Source organism: Mycobacterium sp. PTI7, from assembly GCF_056679845.1.
The window spans coordinates 3,117,148-3,134,473 of sequence record NZ_CM155252.1 but is presented as its reverse complement, the minus strand read 5'-3'; the positions used below and the strand labels follow the sequence as shown (position 1 = coordinate 3,134,473).

The following is a 17,326-nucleotide window of genomic DNA, read 5'->3' as shown; positions in this document are numbered from 1 at the left end:
TCCCTCGTTGCCCCCGGTTCAGGGGAGTTCACGCGTGCTCGCCGGGATCAGCCGAACAGCACCGCGCGGTTGAGGTAGCCGTCGGGATCGAACGCCGCCTTCACCGCGCGCATGGCCGCGATGTCGGCATCGGTGCGCGACATCGACAGGTAGTCGCGTTTGCGGCTCCCGACGCCGTGCTCGCTGCTGACGTTGCCGCCGTGGTCGGCGATCAGCGCCATCATCGCCGCGTACAGCGCGTGCTCGGCAGCGGCGTCGAGGGTGCAGCGCACCAGGTTCAGGTGCAGGTTGCCCTCGCCGACGTGGCCGAACAGCACGGGGATGGCGTCGGGCGCGTGTTCCGCCGCGAGTGCGGTGGCGGCCGTCGCGAACCCGTCGACGGCGGCCAGCGGCAGCGACACGTCGAACTTGAGCGGCGGCCCGTAGACGCCCAGAACGTCGCCGATGCCCTCGCGGACCGCCCAGAGGCGTTGCGACGCAGCGCCGTCCACCCCGACGGCGGGCTCACCGACGAGGTCGGCGTGCTCGAGCAGTTCGGCGAGGCGCTCGGTCTGATCGGTGTCACCCGCCAGTTCGACGAGCAGCTGCCACGCACCGCCGACGGGAGCGCCGATGCCGAGGTGCTCGTGTGTCAGCGCGCTCGCGCGTGCGTCGATCAGCTCACACGCGGCGATCCCGTCGGCGTCGCGGAACTCCCGGCCGACGGCGAGCAGCGCCTCGAGGTCGGCGAAGCCGGCGACCGCCGTCACCCGGTGGGCCGGCGCCGGGTGCAGCCGGACGTCGACCGCGGTGATGACGCCGAGCGTCCCCTCCGCGCCGACGAACAGCGACGTCAGGTCGTATCCGGTGTTGTCGCTGCGAACGTCGCTGTGGCGCCGCACGATTGACCCGTCGGGCAGCGCGACGTCGAGGCCGAGGATCTGTTCGGACGTGTTGCCGTACCGCACGGTGCGCAGGCCGCCCGCGTTCGTCGAGGCCATGCCGCCGATCGTCGCGCTGTCGCGGGAGGCCAGGTCCACCCCGAAGACCAGGCCCTCGCGGGAGGCGGCGTGCTGCAGCGCGGCGGCGGTGACTGCCGCGCCGGCCCGGACGCGGCGTTCGCGGGTGTCGACGGGGCCGATCTCGGTGAGCCGCTCGGTGGACAGCAGCACGTCGTCGTGTTCCGGCACCGTCCCCGCGACCAGTGACGTCCGGCCGCCCTGCACCGTCACCGGAACGCCCGCGTCGCGGCACGCCACCAGCGCCGCGGCCACCTCGTCGGCGGAGGCGGGCCGGACCAGCGCCGAGGCCCGGCCCCTGTAGCGCCCGGTGTAGTCGACGCACCGGCCGGCGAGGACGTCGGGATCGGTGCTGACGTGGCGCGCGCCGACGATCTCAGTCAGCCGGGTGAGCAGCGCTTCGGTCACCGCCCGGGTGTATCACAGGTCGACGGTGGGCGGTGTCGCCAGGGACAGGAAGGCGCCGAGTCCGATCAGCCCGTCGGGTGTCGACGGCAGGTACTCGGTCAGGTAGGCGGACCGGACGACGAACGCGGCGTACTTGGCCCGACTGACCGCCACGTTGAGCCGGTTCCTGTTGAGCAGGAACGAGATTCCCCGCGGCACGTCGGCAGCCGTCGACGCCGTCATCGACACGAACACCACCGGGGCCTGCCGGCCCTGGAACTTGTCGACGGTGCCGACCTCCACGTCGGTGAGGCCGGCGGCGTCGAGGCGGCGGCGCACCGTCACGACCTGGGCGTTGTACGGCGTGACGACCAGGACGTGCCCCGCCGCGAGGGGTACGGGGCCGTCCTCGTCGGTCCACGTGGCGCCGAGTAGCCGCCGGATCGCCGCGACGATCGCGTCGGCCTCCTCGGGACTGTCGGTCGAGTTCCCGTCGTGATCGACCTCGAGCACCCGCACACCCGGCGCGACGCCCTCGAGACGCCGGGCGCCGCTGACCGACGCCGCCGACGACAGCCGGCCGTCGTACGACAGCCGCGACACCGGACCGCACACGTCGGGATGCATGCGGTAGGACAGGTCCAGGAAGTAGCCGCGCTCCGGCGGCAGCGTGTGGTGGCCGTCGACCAGCCAACCCAGCGCCGACCGGTCGACCGGCTCGGGGTGGGTGCCCTGGCTGACCTGGGGGAGCTGCTGCGGGTCGCCGAGCAGCAGCAGGTTCCGGGCCGACGCCGCGACGGCGATCGTGTTCGCCAGACTGAACTGGCCCGCCTCCTCGATCACCAGGAGGTCGAGACTGTCGCGCGGGACGCGGGCGTCGTTGGCGAAGTCCCATGCGGTGCCGCCGATCACGCAGCCGTCGTGGTCGGCGACGAAGGAGGGATAGTCCTTCTCCTTCACGTCCTGCCACGGCGCGTCGGGACTCTTCTTCTTGCCGACCTGCGCCGCGTCGACCCCGGCGCGCAGGACGTCGGCGAACAGGTTCTCGACCACGGCGTGCGCCTGGGCGACCACGCCGATGCGCCAGTGATGCTGGTTCACCAGTCGGGCGATCACCTTCGCCGATGTGTAGGTCTTGCCGGTGCCGGGCGGGCCGTGCACCGCGACGTACGACGAGTCGAGGTCGAGCAGCGCCGCGGTGATGTCGTCGGCGGCGACCCCGGTGCGCGGCAGGGGACCGCCGCCCAGGGTGCGCGGTGGCCGTCGCAGCAGGATGTCGGTGACGGCGTCCGCCGGCAGGTTCGGCAACCCTGCGCCGATCAAGGCGGCGGTGGTGGCGATCGACTCCTGCAGCGGTTTGGTGTTGATGGGCGGGCCGGGGGTGAGCGCGAAGGGCAGCTGGTCGAACACGTCGCCGCCCTTGGGCTGCTTCTCGACGACGATGACCTCGGTGGGCGCCTCGGGGTTGTCGCACTCCAGCACGTCGACGCCCGCGAAGCCGCGCCGGTCGGGATCCTCGGCGGTGCCGGCGGGTGCGGGCGGGTCGTAGAGGGCGAACATGTCGCGCGACAGGTCCCCGTTGGCGATCTCGCCGAACAGCCGCACGTGGCGCTGCGGCTTGCGGGCCCGCGGCGGCTGATGCCAGTCCGCGACCACCTCCGCCCGGTCGGCGACGAAGACGCACCCGTTGTCGGACCACTCCTCGACGGGGCTGTTGACGCGGTCGAAGTGCGACCACCAGAACGGCTTGTCCTCCCGCTTGTGGTATCCGCGCGCCGCCGAGATCATCGCCACCGCAGTCTGTTCCGCGGTGCGCTCCTCGACACCGTCACCCGCGAACCGCATCAGCGTGCGCTCGAGGCCGTCGGCGATCTCGACGGGCGCCGTCGCGGCGGCGTCGCGGACCGGCTGCGGGCCGCGCGGCGGCACCTCCGACTCGATGGCGCGCGCCATCAGCCAGTCGCGCAGCCGGCGCGTGGAGCGGCAGTCGTAGCGGTTGTAGTCCTCGATGTCCTTGAGCACGGCGGCGGCGTCGTCGGTCCGTCCCTCGTCGCGCAGCGCGCAGAAGCGGGCGTACTGCGTGATCGAGTCGGTGGCCGTGGTGACCTCGCCGCTGCGCAACTCGTTGCCCATGTAGAGCGGCTCGAGGTACTTGATGCTGTAGCTCTCCGCGCCCACCCGAATGCTCTTGCGCACCAACGGGTAGAGGTCGACCAGGACGCCGTTGCGGAGCAGGTCGTCGACGTCGTTCTCGCCGACGCCGTACCGTCCCGCCAGTCGGAGCAGCGTGCTCGTCTCGTAGGCCGCGTAGTGGTAGACGTGCATCCCGGGGTGGCGCTTGAGCCGCTTGCGCACGAAGGCGAGGAAGTCGATCAGCGCCTGCCGCTCGCTGGCGCGGTCGTGGGCCCAGTACGGGGTGAACTCGCCGTCGACGGTGAGCACGCCCCACAGGTACTCGAGACCCCACTCCCGGCCGTTGACCGTCCACAGCGGGTCGCCCTCGAAGTCGAAGAACAGATCGCCCTTGTCGGCGTCGGGCAGCACCATCAGCGGCTGCGCGTCGATGACGCGGTAGGGCGGCTTGCCGTCGACGCGCTCGGCGACCTGCAGGCGCGCCTGCTCGGTGAGCGCGCCGAGCGTCCTGGTCGAGACCTCCGAGACGGGACCGTCGTGGGCCGCCAGCTCGTGCACGGTGGTTATTCCCGCGTCGAGGAGCCGGGCGCGCTGGGTCACCCGCATGCCCGCGACGAGCAGCAGGTCGTCGGTCGCGCGCACCTGGACCTCGCACTCGGGGCACCGGAAGCAGGCGCGCACCCCCTCGTCGGCCCACTCGACCGCCGACCCGCCGGCGAGGTGGTCGTCGAGCAGGCGCTCGAGGGCGTCGCGGCGGGGCAGGTAGACGGGCAGCAGCTCGTCGACGCGGTAGGTGGCGATCGTGCTGTCACCGAGGACGAGTTCGACCTCGTCGGCGACGGGGACGCCGCTGCGGGCGAGGGTGTCGGCGTAGGCGGCGAGCTGCAGCAGCGCCTCCACCTTCACCGAGCGGGCCAGTTTGGTGTCGCGGAGCCGGTAGCGGCCGTCGTCGAACACCAGGAAGTCGGCGAACCCGACGAAGCTGCCGTCGAACATCGCCGCCTGGTAGATCGCGGGCGCTCGCCTGTCGACCGCTGCGCGGGTGGCGTCGGCAGCGGCGGTCAGCCCCTCGACGGTGTAGCGCGGCTTGCCGATGACGACGACGTTGTCGTCCGCGTCGGCCGTCTCGTCGCGCAGCTCGTCGAGGTGGCGCCGTTCGTGGTCGAGGCCCAGCTGAGCGGTGCGGGCGAGCAGCTCGTCGTCGGACGACACCTTCGGCCCCCACCCGAGTTGCGCGTCGAACGACCGCAGCAGCGCATACTCGCACCGCGCGGCGGCGGCGAGATCCGATGCGCTGTAGACGACTTGACGATCGTCCCCCCCGGTCAAGAACACGTTCGCCACTGTAGGTCAGGGGTCCGACGCGTCCGCCGCCCCCGCGCCGCCGAGACTGCTGGGAGATCGCGTTTTCGGCCGCGTCGACGATCTCACCGCAGTCTCGGCGCCAAGCGGTCGAGCCAAGCTAGCCCGTGTTGCCGATCAACTCCACGCCGCTGCCGTTCCACCGGAACCGCACGGTGCTCTTGAGCCCGCTGGTCGAGCTGGAGTACATCAGGGCCACGGTGTCGCCGGTGGTCGCGGCGTCGTCGATGCCGTTGAACCCGTAGGTGTCCGGGACGCCGGTGGGGATGAACTTGCCGAGGTGGAACAGCACGGCGCGGGTGTTGGGGTTGGCGGCGTTGGTGTTGGCCTTGATGATCACGGCCGACAGCGGCGCGCACTCGTTGTAGTTGCCCGCCAGCGGCTCGGGACTCCACGGCTGATTGCTGCGCGGGTCGCGGGGGAGGTCGGACACGGCCTTCGCGATCTCGGGGGCGGCGAGGTTCACCGCGCAGGGATCGGCGGGGGCGGGCGCGGTCGTGGGGCCCGCGGCGACGGTCGGATCGGGTGGCGGCGGGGCGCTCGTCGTCGGGCCGACGGGCACGGTGCCCTCGGGGGTCTTGGAGACGGTGGAGTCGCTGGACCCGCAGCCCGCCAGGGTCACGGCCGCGGCGGCCAGCAGGGGGATGGCAGCGCCGCGAATTCCCCGTCGCGTCGCTCGCGCGGTGCCGATTTCCCGTCGCCTCGCTCGCCCCAAGCGCATCACATCACGGCACGGTACCCGCCCCGTTGGCCGCGAGGCGGGTGCGGCGTCTGCGAAGCCGTAGACTGACACACCGATGACGTCGCCCGAGTCGGAAGCCACAGGCCCCGAGACCACCTTTGCCGACCTGCAGATTCACCCCAAGGTGCTGCAGGCCCTCTCCGACGTCGGCTATGAGTCGCCGTCGGCCATCCAAGCCGAGACCATCCCCGCGATGATGGCGGGCTCCGACGTGGTCGGGCTCGCACAGACCGGAACCGGCAAGACGGCCGCGTTCGCGATCCCGATCCTGTCGAAGATCGACACGGAGAGCCGCGCCACGCAGGCCCTCGTGCTGGCGCCCACCCGCGAACTCGCGCTGCAGGTCGCCGAGGCGTTCAGCCGCTACGGCGCCCACCTGCGGGTCAACGTGCTGCCCATCTACGGCGGCACGTCCTACGGCCCGCAGCTGGCCGGCCTGAAGCGGGGTGCGCAGGTCGTGGTCGGTACGCCCGGCCGCGTGATCGACCACCTCGAGAAGGGCAGCCTCGACGTCTCGCACCTCGACTACATGGTGCTCGACGAGGCCGACGAGATGCTGCAGATGGGCTTCGCCGAGGACGTCGAGAAGATCCTCGCCGAGACCCCGGAGTACAAGCAGGTCGCGCTGTTCTCGGCCACCATGCCGCCGGCGATCCGCAAGATCACCAGCAAGTATCTGCACGATCCGGTCGAGGTGACTGTCAAGGGGAAGAGCCAGACCGCCGAGAACATCACCCAGCGCTACATCCAGGTATCGGGCCACCGCAAGATGGACGCGATCACCCGGCTCCTCGAGGTCGAGCCGTTCGAGGCGATGATCGTGTTCGTCCGCACCAAGCAGGCCACCGAGGAGGTCGCCGAGAAGCTGCGGGCGCGCGGCTTCAACGCCGCCGCCATCAACGGTGACATCGCCCAGGCCGCCCGCGAGCGCACCATCGCGCAGCTGAAGGACGGCTCGATCGACATCCTCGTCGCCACCGACGTCGCCGCCCGCGGCCTGGACGTCGAGCGCATCTCGCACGTGCTCAACTACGACATCCCGCACGACCCCGAGTCCTACGTGCACCGCATCGGCCGCACCGGCCGCGCCGGGCGTGCGGGCACCGCGCTGCTGTTCGTCTCGCCGCGCGAGCGACACCTGCTCGGGTCGATCGAGCGGGTGACCCGGCAGAAGCTCGTCGAGTCGCAGCTGCCGTCGGTCGACGACGTCAACGCCCAGCGCGTGGAGAAGTTCCGCGAGTCGATCACCAACGGTCTGACCAACCCGGGCATCGACCTGTTCCGCAAGCTCATCCAGGAGTACGAACGCGACCACGACGTGCCGATGGCCGACGTCGCCGCGGCCCTGGCGCTGCAGAGCCACGACGGCGGCGAGTTCCTGATGACCGAGCCGCCGCCGGAGAAGCGCCGCGAGCGTCCCGAACGGGACTCCCGCGACGACGGGCCGCCGCGCAAGCGTCGCGACGCCCGCGACGACCTGGCCACCTACCGCATCGCGGTCGGCAAGCGGCACAAGGTCATGCCGGGTGCCATCGTCGGCGCGATCGCCAACGAGGGTGGGCTGCACCGCAGCGACTTCGGGCACATCTCGATCCGCCCGGAGTACTCGCTCGTCGAACTGCCCAAGAAGCTCTCCCGCGAGACGCTGAAGAAGCTCGAGAACACGAAGATCCAGGGCATGCCGATCAACCTCTCCCTGGACCGCGGACCCAAGCCCTTTCGAGGCAACAAGCCGAAGTGACGTTCCGGGCGAGCGGAGCGACGGGAGACGGTCCGGGGGGAGCGCGGCAGCCGGCCGGCACCGATCCCGACGCGACCGAGGGGGGCCTGGAGTCCGTCGGCCCGGGCCGCGTCGACTCCCTCACGGGGGTGCGTGCGCTCGCCGCGATCCTGGTGGTCCTCACCCACGCGGCGTACACCACCGGCAAGTACACGCACGGCTACGTCGGACTGATCTACTCCCGCATGGAGATCGGCGTGCCGGTCTTCTTCGTGCTCTCGGGGTTCCTGCTGTTCGGCCCGTGGGTGCGGGCCACCGCGTCCGGCCGCGCGGCGCCGTCGGTGCGCCGCTACGCCTGGCACCGCGTGCGACGGATCATGCCCGCCTACGTGGTCACGGTGCTGGCCGCGTACGCGGTGTACCACTTCCGCTACGCCGGACCGAACCCCGGACACACGTGGGAGGGGTTGTTCCGCAACCTCACCCTGACGCAGATCTACACCGACCACTACTGGATCACCTTCCTGCATCAGGGGCTCACCCAGATGTGGAGTCTCGCGGTCGAGGCGGCGTTCTACGTGGCGCTGCCGCTGCTGGCGTACCTCCTGCTGGTGGTGCTGTGCCGCAGGCAGTGGCGGCCGGGCCTGCTGCTCGGCGGACTGGCGGCACTGACGCTCCTCACGCCGGCGTGGCTGGTGCTGGTGCACGTCACGCACTTCCTGCCCGACGGCGCGAAGCTCTGGCTGCCGACGTATCTGGCGTGGTTCGTGGGCGGCATGCTGCTCGCGGTGCTGCGCGAGATGCGCGTGCGCGCCTATGCGCTGGTGTGCATTCCGCTGGCGCTGGTGTGCTACTTCATCGCCTCGACGCCGATCACCGGTGCCCCGACGACGTCGCCGTCCGAACTCCGCGAGGGCATCGCCAAGGCGTTCTTCTACGCCATCATCTCGACCCTGATCGTGGCGCCGCTGGCGCTCGGCGACCGCGGGCTGTTCGCGCGGGCGATGGCGAGCCGGCCGATGGTGTTCCTCGGCGAGATCTCCTACGAGATCTTCCTGATCCACCTCGTCACGATGGAGTTGGTGATGGTCGAGATCCTGCACTTCCCGATCTACACCGGCTCGGTGGTCTGGTTGTTCGTCGCGACGATGGCGGTGACGGTGCCGCTGGCATGGCTGCTGCACCGGTTCACCCGCGTTCGGTCCTAGCCCGTGTCATTCAAGATCATCCGCGACCGGGAAACCACCGCGCGGGGCGTCGAGCGACCGTAGTCTGAGGCCCTCGGGTTCGAGCCAACGGTTCCGGGATCGCCCGCCCGGCGATGACTTCGGCGATCGGATGCCCGCGATGTCCACCCCTCGGCAGACGCCCCCGGTTCGGCGCGACATCCTCCCCATCCCGGACCCGCAGCACGTCGGACTGACGACGTACGACGCGAAGGACCCGAACACCACCTACCCGCCGATCACCATGCTGCGGCCGCCCGAGGGGGCGCCCAACGTGCTGATCGTGCTGATCGACGACGTGGGCTTCGGTGCCAGTACCGCGTTCGGCGGGCCGTGCAACACGCCGGTGGCCGAGCGGCTCGCCGCGAATGGACTCAAGCTCAACCGCTTCCACACCACGGCGCTGTGTTCGCCGACGCGCCAGGCGATGCTCACCGGCCGCAACCACCACTCGGTCGGGATGGGCGGGATCACGGAGATCGCCACGTCGGCGCCGGGGTACAGCAGCATCCGGCCCAAGGACAAGGCGCCGATCGCCGAGACGTTGCGGCTCAACGGGTATTCGACGAGCCAGTTCGGCAAGTGCCACGAGGTCCCGGTGTGGGAGGTGTCGCCGGTCGGGCCGTTCGGCCAGTGGCCCACCGGATCGGGTTTCGAGCACTTCTACGGGTTCATCGGCGGTGAGGCCAACCAGTACTACCCGGGCCTGTACGAGGGCACCAAGCCCGTCGAACCGGAGAAGACGCCGGAGGAGGGCTACACGCTCAACGAGGACCTGGCCGATCGCGCGATCACCTGGGTGCGCCAGCAGCAGGCGCTGACGCCGGACAAGCCGTTCTTCATGTACTACGCGCCGGGCGCCACGCACGCTCCGCACCACGTCCCCAAGGAGTGGTCCGACAGGTACGCGGGGAAGTTCGACGAGGGCTGGGACGTGCTGCGCGAGCAGATCCTGGCGCGGGAGAAGGATCTCGGCGTCGTGCCCGCCGATGCCGAACTGACCGAGCGGCACGACGAGATCCCGGCCTGGGACGACATGTCCGACGAGTTGAAGCCCGTGTTGGCGCGGCAGATGGAGATCTACGCCGGCTTCCTCGAGCAGACCGATTACGAGATCGGCCGCCTGATCGACGCGATCGAGGACCTCGGCGCGCTCGACGACACGCTGATCTACTACATCTTCGGCGACAACGGCGCCTCCGCCGAGGGCACGCCGAAGGGCTGCTTCAACGAGATGGTGACGCTGAACGGTCTTCCCGACATCGAGACGGATGAATTCCTGCTGTCGAAGATCGACGACTTCGGCACCGCCGACGCCTACAACCACTACGCGGTGGGCTGGGCGCATGCGCTGTGCACGCCGTACCAGTGGACCAAGCAGGTCGCCTCGCACTGGGGCGGCACGCGCAACGGCACGATCGTGCACTGGCCGGCGGGCCTCACCGACAAGGGAGTGTCCCGCAACCAGTTCCACCACGTGATCGACGTCGCGCCCACGATCCTCGAGGCCGCCGGCATCCCCGCGCCCACGATCGTCAACAGCATCCAGCAGGCGCCGCTGGAGGGTACGAGCATGCTGCGCACCCTGCGTGACGGCGATGCGCCGGAGACCCACGACCTGCAGTACTTCGAGATGTTCGGCAATCGCGGTGTCTACCACCAGGGGTGGACCGCGGTGACCAAGCACCGCACGCCGTGGCTGGCCGATCAGCCCGCCCTCGACGAGGACAGGTGGGAACTGTACGGCCCGGACGACTGGTCGCAGGCGCGCGACCTGGCCGCCGAGCAACCTGCGAAACTCGCCGAGATGCAACGGCTCTGGCTGATCGAGGCCGTGAAGTACAACGTGCTGCCCATCGACGACCGGTCCGTCGAGCGCTTCCTGCCGGAGATCGCCGGTCGGCCGCAGTTGATCCGCGGCACGACGCAGACGCTGTTCGCCGGCATGCGTCTCCTGGAGAACTGTGTCCTGAACATCAAGAACAGGTCGCACACCGTCAGCGCCCGCGTCACCGTGCCCGACTCGGGTGCGAGCGGTGTGATCATCGCCCAGGGCGGCGGCGTGGGAGGCTGGTCGCTCTACGCCCACGAGGGTGCGCTGCGGTACTGCTACAACTTCTTCGGCATCGAGTACTTCTACGTCACCGCCGACGAGGCGTTACCGGCGGGCGAGCACGAGGTGGCGATGCACTTCGTCTATGACGGAGGCGGTCTCGGCAAGGGCGGGACGGTCACACTGCACCATGACGGTCGCGCAGTGGGATCGGGTCGGGTGGAGCGGACCGAGCCCATGGCGTTCTCCGCCGACGAGGCGTGCGACGTCGGGTCGGACTCCGGCTCGCCCGCGTCCCAGGACTACGGGCCGCACGGCAACCGATTCACCGGCAAGATCGCGTGGGCGAAGATCGACATCGGGGACGACGGCCACGATCACCTGGTGACGGCCGAGGACAAATTGAACATCTCGATGGCCCGGCAGTAGGTCAGCGCGCCGCCCGGCCGCCGATCACCAGCGTGGGGAGCACGAAGTCCTCGAGCATGGTGCGCTCGTCGGCCTCGTCGCGTCCCGGAAACACCAGTAGCGACACCATGATCCGGACCAGCCAGCGGGCGCGGCGCTCGACGTCGTCGACGCCCAGCGCGGTCAGGTACGCCTCGGTCAGTCCGCCGATCACCTCCGAGCGGTCGGCCATCTCGCCGCCGATCGGGCGCTGCGCGGGTGCGAACCAGGACGACAGTGCCGGGCTCTCGCGGACCCGGCGCAGCGCCGCGAGGACGACGGCCACGATCCGGTCGCCCGGATCGGCGGAGGCGACGGGCTCGTCGGCGAGGTGCCGGAACACCCGCTGGGCCTCGCGGTGCACGTAGGCGGTGTAGAGCGCGTCGCGGTTCTCGAAGTACCGGTAGAGCGTCGCCCGCGAGCATCCCGACGCCTTGGCGACGTCGTGCATGCCGACGCCCGCCGCGTCCCGGTGGGCGAACAGTTCGTCGGCCGCGTCGAGGATGCGGTCGACGGCCGCCTCGCTCCGGCTGCCGGACAGCCAGTCGCCGGCCATCACCGGGCCGCCCGCGGGAGGACGGTGAACGGGATGGACAGCGGCCGGCGCACGTAACCGCCGTCCGCCCAGACGATGCGGTCCTCGTCGATCTCGAAGTCGGGGATGCGGGTCAGCAGTTCCTCGAGCGCGACCCGCGACTGCATGCGGGCGGCGGCTGCGCCGAGGCAGTGGTGGGCGCCGTGGCCGAAGGTCAGGATGTTGCGTGGCCTGCGCCCGACGTCGAGGGTGCCGGCGTCGTCGCCGTACTGGCGCTCGTCGCGGTTGGCCGATCCGTAGAGCAGCATCACGCGCCGGCCCTCGGGGATGGTGACGTCGCCGATCGTGACGTCGCGGGTGACGGTGCGGCCCAGTATCTGCACCGGCGAGGTGAGCCGGAGGAACTCGTCGACCGCGTCGCCGATCAGGCCGGGCTCCTCGGCGAGGAGCCTGCGCTGATCCGGCCGCTGGTGCAGCAGTTGCGTCGAGCCGCCGAGCATTCCGGTGGTCGTGTCGTTGCCGCCGGTGACCATCGTGAAGGTGAACGCCAGGATCGACAGGACGCCGGCCACGTCGCCGTCGGCGCCGACGCCTGCGGCCACCAGGTGGGACACCGTGTCGTCCCGCGGGTCGTCGCGGCGTCGTTCGATGAGCGCGGTGAAGTAGGCCATCATCCCGCCCAGGGCGTCGCCGAGACCCTCCAGTGCGCCGCCGATGCCGCCCTCGGCGGTGTTGGCGGCGACGATCGCGTCGGTCCAGCCGTCGAACTGGTCGCGGTCGGACTCGGGGACGCCGAGGTAGTGCGCCACCACCATCGAGGGCAGCGGTTTGAACAGGTCGGCGACGACGTCGCCGCCGCCGTCCGCGCGGAGCCGCTCGATGCGGTCGACGACGAACTGCCGCACCGTCGGTTCGACGGCCTCGACCTGCCGCGGTGTGAACCCGCGTGCGACCAGCCTGCGGAACTCGGTGTGGACGGGCGGGTCCTGCATGACCATCGGCGGGTTGTCGGCCAGCCCGATGAGGTCGAGTTCGCCGTAGTTGACGGTCAGGCCCTCCGCCGAGGAGAACGTCTCGTGGTCGCGGGCGGCGGCGAAGACGTCCGCGTGCCGCGACAGCACGTAGTAGTCGTGGTCGGGGCGATCCTCGGGCACGACGTGGTGGACGGGATCGTGATCCCGCAGCGCCCGGTACGTCGGCCAGGGGTCGGGCCACGTCGCCGCGGTCGCGAGCTGGAACCGCGCCGCAGCGGCATGAGACATCGGCGCTGTCATGTCTCATGGATAGGACATGGCGGGGCAGATGTCAACACCCGCTGCCGAGACCGACGGCCCACCCGACGGTCGAGTAAGGCTAGCCTTAGTAGGCCGGCTCGGCGTCCGGTCGAGGGGTACGTCGCGGAAGGGGATCGATGGCACGCGGACTGCAGGGCGTGATGATGCGCGGGTTCGGCGCACGCGACCACGAGGTGACCGTCCTGGGCAAGGAGTGGCTCGCCCCGCACTTCCTGCGCATCCGCATGGTGTCGCCGACGGTGTTCGACGACGCGGTCGCCGAACCCACGTCGTGGCTGCGGTTCTGGTTCCCCGACCCCGAGGGCTCGGAGACCGAGTTCCAGCGCGCCTACACGATCAGCGAGGCCGACACGTCCACCGGCCACTTCGCCATCGACGTCGTCCTGCACGATCCGGCGGGACCGGCGTCGTCCTGGGCGCGCACCGTCGAACCCGGTGCAACCGTCGCCGCGATGTCGATGGGATCCAAGGGCTTCGCCGTCGCCGACGACCCGGCCGATCGGCCCGCCGGTTACCTGCTGATCGGGGACGCCGCGTCGACGCCCGCCATCAACGGCATCGTCGGCGCGATTCCGCACGACATCCCCGTCGAGGTCTACCTCGAGCAGCACCACGACGACGACCTCGACATCCCCCTCGCCGAGCACCCGCGACTCCGCGTCCACCGGGTGCGCCCCGCCGACGGGATCACCCTGGCGTCGGCCATCGAGTCGCGGGACTGGTCGAACTGGTTCGCGTGGGCCGGTCCCGAGGCCGGCGTGCTCAAACACCTGCGCACGCGTCTGCGCGACGAGTTCGGCTTCCCCAAGCAGGAGATCCACGCGCAGGCGTACTGGACCGAGGGCCGCGCGATGGGGACGAAGCGCGGCGACGAACCGGCGCCGGTGGCCGCGCCCGAGACGCCCGTCGCCGCACCGGTGCCGACGCCCCCGGCCCGCGGCAACTGGCGCGCCCAGGGGGCAGGCCGGCTGCTCGCCCCCGTGAAGACGCCACTCGTCGTGTCCGGCGTGCTGCAGGGCGTGATCACGGTGATCGAACTGGCGCCGTTCGTGCTCCTGGTGGAGCTGGCCCGACTGCTGTTGTCGGGCGCCGACTCCGGCCGACTGGGGACGCTGGGAATCGCCGCGGTGGTGCTGCTCGCCGTCGGTACCGGCCTCGCGGCCACGCTGACCTGGTGGCTGCACCGCGTCGACGCGACGTTCGCCCGCGACCTCCGAGGTCGCCTGCTGACGAAGACGTCGCGGCTGCCGCTGGGCTGGTTCACCGCCCGCGGTTCGGGGTCGGTCAAGCAGCTAGTGCAGGACGACACGCTCGCGCTGCACTACCTCGTCACCCACGCCATCCCCGACGCCGTCGCGGCCGTGGTCGCGCCGGTGGCCGTGCTGGTGTACCTGTTCATCGTGGACTGGCGCATCGCGCTGGTGCTGTTCGTTCCCGTGCTGGCGTATCTGATCCTGATGTCGGTCATGACGATTCAATCCGGCAGCAAGATTCAGCAGGCCCCCCGCTGGGCGGAGCGGATGAGCGGCGAGGCGGGCGCGTACCTCGAGGGCCAGCCCGTCGTGCGCGTGTTCGGCGGCGCGGCGGCGTCGACCTTCCGGCGCAGGCTCGAGGACTACATCGAGTTCCTGGTGTCGTGGCAGCGGCCGTTCGTGGGCAAGAAGACGCTGATGGACCTGGTCACCCGGCCCGCCACCTTCCTGTGGCTGATCGCGGTCGCCGGCACCGCGCTGATCACGACCGGCCGGATGGAACCCGTCGACCTGCTGCCATTCCTGTTCCTGGGCACCACGTTCGGGGCCCGGCTGCTGGGCATCGGCTACGGCCTTGGCGGCATCCAGACCGGCATGCTCGCCGCCCGCCGCGTGCAGGCCGTGCTCGACGAGCCCGATCTGACCGTCCAGACCGGGGACGCGAGGGGCGGGACGCCGGCCGGCACCGTGCGCTTCGACCGCGTGACGTTCGGCTACCGGCCGGAGGTGCCGGTGATCAAGGACGTCTCGCTCACCCTGGCGCCCGGCACCGTCACCGCGCTCGTCGGCCCGTCGGGCTCGGGCAAGTCGACGGTGGCGGCCCTGCTGGCCCGCTTCCACGACGTCCACCGAGGCGCGATCAGCATCGGGGGCGACGACGTCCGCACGCTCACCGCCGACGAGCTGTACCGCCGCGTCGGCTTCGTGCTGCAGGACACGCAGCTCGTCCACGGCACCGTCGCCGAGAACATCGCGCTGGCCGACCCCGATGCCGGCCTCGACCGGATCCGCGCCGCGGCCCGCGACGCCCAGATCGACGAGCGCATCCAGCGCATGCCGGACGGCTACGACACCGTGCTGGGCTCGGGAAGCGGGCTGTCGGGCGGAGAACGCCAGCGGCTCACCATCGCCCGCGCGATCCTCGCCGACACGCCCGTGCTGATCCTCGACGAGGCCACGGCCTTCGCCGACCCGGAATCGGAGTACCTCGTCCAGCAGGCCCTCAACCGGCTCACCCGTGACCGCACCGTGCTCGTCATCGCCCACCGGCTGCACACCATCACCCATGCCGACCAGATCGTCGTCCTCGACGACGGCGCGGTCGCCGAGACCGGAACCCACGACCAGCTTCTCGCGGCGGGCGGGCGATACCGGGCGCTGTGGGACTCCGGCCGGCCCGTCGCCACCGCCTCGGCGGGGGAGGCGAGCCGATGATCCGCACGCTGCTCGTGCTCATCCCGGCCGACCGGCGCACCGCCGCGAGCGGTTACGTGGCGCTCGCCGTCGTCTCGGTGCTGCTGCGCGCGGCGGGCACCGTGCTGCTGGTGCCGCTGGTGGCCGCGCTGTTCGGCGACGACCCCGCCGACGCCTGGCCCTGGCTCGGCTGGCTCACCGCCGCCACGGTCGCGGGCTGGGTGGTCGACACGGTCACCGCCAGAATCGGTTTCGACATCGGCTTCGCCGTACTGGACGGCACGCAGCACGACGTGGCCGACCGGCTGCCCCGGGTCAGGCTGGACTGGCTGGGCCGTGACAACACCGCGACCGCCCGCCAGGCCATCGCCGCGACCGGCCCCGAACTCGTCGGCCTGCTGGTCAACATGCTGACGCCGCTGATCGGCGCGGTACTGCTACCTGCCGCGATCGCCGTTGCGCTGCTGACGATCTCGGTGCCGCTCGGCCTCGCCGCCCTGGCCGGTGTGCTGGTGCTCCTCGGTGCGCTCGGCCTCGCGGGCCGGCTCTCCCGCTCGGCCGACGCCGTGGCGGGTGAGGCCAATACCGCGTTCACCGAACGCATCATCGAGTTCGCCCGCACCCAGCAGGCGTTGCGCGCCGCGCGTCGGGTCGAACCGGCCCGCAGCCTCGTCGGCGCCGCGCTCGAGGCCCAGCACGGCGCCGGTCTGCGGCTGCTCACCATGCAGATCCCCGGCCAGCTCCTGTTCAGCCTCGCCAGCCAGCTGGCACTGATCTCCTTCGCCGGCGTGGCGACGTGGCTGACCGTCCGGGGTGACGTGGGCGTGCCCGAGGCGATCGCCCTGATCGTCGTGATCGCGCGCTACCTCGAGCCGTTCGCCGCGCTGGCCGAGCTGGCGCCCGCGCTCGAGTCGACGCGGGCGACCCTCGCGAGGATCGCGACGGTGCTCGACGCGCCCACGATGGCGTCCGGCGGCCACGTCCCCGCCGCGGCCGAGCCGCCGCGGATCGAGTTCGACCGGGTCCGGTTCTCCTACGGCGGCGAGGACGTGCTGGACGGGCTGACCCTGACCCTCGACGCCGGCGCGACGACGGCCATCGTGGGTCCGTCCGGATCCGGCAAGAGCACCATCCTCGCGCTGATCGCAGGCCTGCACCAGCCCACCGACGGCCGGGTGCTGTTCGACGGCGTCGACCTCGCGAGCATGGATCCCGAGGCGCGACGCGCCGCCGTCAGCATGGTGTTCCAGCATCCCTACCTGTTCGACGGGACGGTGCGGGACAACGTGCTCGTCGGCGACCCGGCCGCCGACGCAGAATCCCTCGCCACGGCCACCGGCCTCGCCCGCGTCGACGAACTCACCGCCCGGCTGCCCGACGGCGATCAGACGGTCGTCGGGGAGGCGGGCTCTGCGCTCTCCGGCGGCGAACGTCAGCGCGTGAGCATCGCGCGGGCGCTGGTGAAGCCGGCCCCGGTGCTGCTCGTCGACGAGGCCACCAGCGCGCTCGACACCGAGAACGAGGCGGCCGTCGTCGACGCCCTCGCCGCGGACCGCCGGCCCCGGACCCGGGTGATCGTCGCGCACCGGATGGCGAGCATCCGGCGCGCCGACCGCGTGCTGTTCGTCGAGGACGGCAGGGTGGTGGAGGACGGGCCGATCGACGAGTTGCTCGCCGCCGGTGGGCGCTTCGCGGAGTTCTGGCGCCGGCAGCGCGCCGCCGCCGAGTGGCAGATCGCATCCCGATAGCCCCTGCTAGGGTC

At 71.2% G+C, this 17,326-nt stretch carries 10 protein-coding genes; 5 read left to right on the top strand and 5 right to left on the bottom strand.

Features of this window, described 5'->3' with window-relative positions; genetic code table 11:
• Positions 1-47: 47 nt before the first annotated feature.
• From AC1MEY_RS14980 to AC1MEY_RS14970, 3 genes are all read right to left on the bottom strand, one after another.
• Positions 48-1,406 carry an FAD-binding oxidoreductase gene (locus tag AC1MEY_RS14980; protein WP_480226289.1) on the bottom strand — a complete coding sequence of 453 codons (1,359 nt, stop codon included), beginning with the start codon at positions 1,404-1,406 and terminating at the stop codon, positions 48-50.
• 12 nt (positions 1,407-1,418) lie between these two features.
• Positions 1,419-4,853, bottom strand: a complete 3,435-nt coding sequence (locus tag AC1MEY_RS14975; protein WP_480226288.1) for a TM0106 family RecB-like putative nuclease — start codon at positions 4,851-4,853, stop codon at positions 1,419-1,421.
• Between the two features lie 127 nt (positions 4,854-4,980).
• Positions 4,981-5,526 carry an LppP/LprE family lipoprotein gene (locus AC1MEY_RS14970; RefSeq protein WP_480231500.1) on the bottom strand — a complete coding sequence of 182 codons (546 nt, stop codon included), beginning with the start codon at positions 5,524-5,526 and terminating at the stop codon, positions 4,981-4,983.
• Positions 5,527-5,677: 151 nt separating this feature from the next.
• On the opposite strand from AC1MEY_RS14970, the gene AC1MEY_RS14965 reads away from it, so the two are divergent.
• The 3 genes from AC1MEY_RS14965 to AC1MEY_RS14955 all read left to right on the top strand — a co-directional run bounded on the left by AC1MEY_RS14965 (position 5,678) and on the right by AC1MEY_RS14955 (position 11,050).
• Positions 5,678-7,363 carry a DEAD/DEAH box helicase gene (locus tag AC1MEY_RS14965; RefSeq protein WP_480226287.1) on the top strand — a complete coding sequence of 562 codons (1,686 nt, stop codon included), beginning with the start codon at positions 5,678-5,680 and terminating at the stop codon, positions 7,361-7,363.
• Positions 7,364-7,449: 86 nt separating this feature from the next.
• A complete protein-coding gene (locus tag AC1MEY_RS14960; protein WP_480231499.1) occupies positions 7,450-8,550 on the top strand; it encodes an acyltransferase family protein in 1,101 nt (366 codons plus the stop codon).
• A 139-nt stretch (positions 8,551-8,689) separates the two neighbouring features.
• Positions 8,690-11,050, top strand: a complete 2,361-nt coding sequence (locus AC1MEY_RS14955) for an arylsulfatase (RefSeq protein ID WP_480226286.1) — start codon at positions 8,690-8,692, stop codon at positions 11,048-11,050.
• Between the two features lies 1 nt (position 11,051).
• On the opposite strand, the gene AC1MEY_RS14950 is transcribed toward AC1MEY_RS14955, so the two are convergent.
• Complete coding sequence (locus tag AC1MEY_RS14950) at positions 11,052-11,624, bottom strand: TetR/AcrR family transcriptional regulator (RefSeq protein WP_480226285.1); 573 nt, start codon at positions 11,622-11,624, stop codon at positions 11,052-11,054.
• Entirely contained in the window at positions 11,624-12,877 is a 1,254-nt protein-coding gene (locus AC1MEY_RS14945) for a cytochrome P450 (RefSeq protein WP_480226284.1), read from the bottom strand. Before AC1MEY_RS14945 ends, AC1MEY_RS14950 begins: the two co-directional genes overlap by 1 nt.
• A 137-nt stretch (positions 12,878-13,014) precedes the next feature.
• Here AC1MEY_RS14945 and AC1MEY_RS14940 point away from each other — a divergent pair, with 137 nt between their 5' ends.
• Together AC1MEY_RS14940 and AC1MEY_RS14935 are read left to right on the top strand one after the other, a co-directional pair.
• Positions 13,015-15,585, top strand: a complete 2,571-nt coding sequence (locus AC1MEY_RS14940) for an ABC transporter ATP-binding protein/permease (protein ID WP_480226283.1) — start codon at positions 13,015-13,017, stop codon at positions 15,583-15,585.
• A complete protein-coding gene (locus AC1MEY_RS14935; RefSeq protein WP_480226282.1) occupies positions 15,582-17,312 on the top strand; it encodes an ABC transporter ATP-binding protein in 1,731 nt (576 codons plus the stop codon). The genes AC1MEY_RS14940 and AC1MEY_RS14935 overlap by 4 nt, the downstream gene beginning before the upstream one ends.
• Positions 17,313-17,326: the final 14 nt, after the last annotated feature.

What these genes read in the sequence shown, in the direction of transcription:
- AC1MEY_RS14945 (WP_480226284.1), bottom strand. Translation starts at nt 12,877, where the DNA reads ATGACAGCGCCGATGTCTCATGCCGCTGCGGCGCGGTTCCAGCTCGCG.
- AC1MEY_RS14940 (WP_480226283.1), top strand. Translation starts at nt 13,015, where the DNA reads ATGGCACGCGGACTGCAGGGCGTGATGATGCGCGGGTTCGGCGCACGC.
- AC1MEY_RS14965 (WP_480226287.1), top strand. Translation starts at nt 5,678, where the DNA reads ATGACGTCGCCCGAGTCGGAAGCCACAGGCCCCGAGACCACCTTTGCC.
- AC1MEY_RS14950 (WP_480226285.1), bottom strand. Translation starts at nt 11,624, where the DNA reads ATGGCCGGCGACTGGCTGTCCGGCAGCCGGAGCGAGGCGGCCGTCGAC.
- AC1MEY_RS14935 (WP_480226282.1), top strand. Translation starts at nt 15,582, where the DNA reads ATGATCCGCACGCTGCTCGTGCTCATCCCGGCCGACCGGCGCACCGCC.
- AC1MEY_RS14955 (WP_480226286.1), top strand. Translation starts at nt 8,690, where the DNA reads ATGTCCACCCCTCGGCAGACGCCCCCGGTTCGGCGCGACATCCTCCCC.